The organism is Pseudomonas orientalis (assembly GCF_001439815.1).
Classification (GTDB): domain Bacteria; phylum Pseudomonadota; class Gammaproteobacteria; order Pseudomonadales; family Pseudomonadaceae; genus Aquipseudomonas; species Aquipseudomonas orientalis.
In genome coordinates, this window is record NZ_JYLM01000029.1 from 1 (window position 1) to 1197 (window position 1197).

Here is a 1197-nt window from a genome sequence, read left to right on the forward strand (position 1 = left end):
TGGCAACGGCCTGGCGGTGGTCCCCGAGGCACCACCCGCGCCCATCATTCATCGGCTGGAGCGCGATGCGGTCGGTCGGCTGGTTGCCAAAACCACCGACGATGGCCGCACCGAGTACAGCTACGACGCCGTGGACCAGCTCACGGCGGTGACTTTCACCGATCTGCAAGGCAATACCCAGGCCCTGGGCTTCGCCTACGACGCTCTCGGGCAATTGCTTGGCGAACAGAGTGCGGCCGGCACTCTGCACCACCACTACGACGAACTCGGCAACCTGATCCAGACCCAACTACCCGACGGCCGTTGGCTCAACCGCCTGTACTACGGCAGCGGCCACCTGCACCAGATCAACCTCGACGGCCAGGTGATCAGCGACTTCGAACGCGACCGCCTGCACCGCGAAGTCCTGCGTACCCAGGGCCAACTCAGCACCCGCAGCGAATACGACCGCAGTGGCCGCCTGCGCTCACGCCAGCGCCGCCTTGCCAGCCAACCATCGTTGATGCCCGCAGCCGCGCAGAAACAGTTCGAGTACGACCCTGCCGACAACCTGATCGGCAAACTCGACCAGCAACCCGCCACGCAACATCGCCAACTGCTGCACTACGACGCCACCGGCCGCATCATCGCCAGCCAGGACAGCCTGCACGGCCAGCGCGAAACCTTCGCCTACGACGCCGCCGCCAACCTGCTCGACGGCCCGCAGGCGGGTGCCGGGTTGGTGGTGCATAACAAGCTGCTGACGTATCAAGACAAGCGTTATCGCTATGACGCGTTTGGGCGGATGATCGAAAAACGCAGTGCCAAGCGGGGTGTGCAGCGGTTTGCGTATGACGCTGAAAGTCGGTTGGTTGAAGTGCGTAATGAAAGTGGCAGTGTGGTCAGGATGACCTACGACCCGCTGGGGCGGCGCATTGAGAAAACCGAGCACGGCAGCGATGGGTATCCGCTGGGGGAAACCCGGTTTACCTGGGATGGTTTGCGCTTGCTGCAGGAGCACAGGCACAGCCAAACGAGTCTGTATGTTTACGAAGATGAAAGCGGTTACGAGCCCTTGGCTCGCGTGGACGGTATTGGTCCGTTGCAGAAGATTCGCTACTACCACAACGATCTGAACGGGTTGCCCGAGCAACTGACCGAGGCCGATGGGCACAGCGTCTGGCAGGCGACTTATCGGGTGTGGGGCAACACGCTGGA

1 protein-coding gene is annotated in these 1197 nt (G+C 62.6%); it reads left to right on the forward strand.

The features are described 5' to 3' along the window. On the forward strand, positions 1–1197 hold a 1197-nt coding region (locus tag TU82_RS27325), incomplete at both ends, for an RHS domain-containing protein (RefSeq protein WP_169794976.1).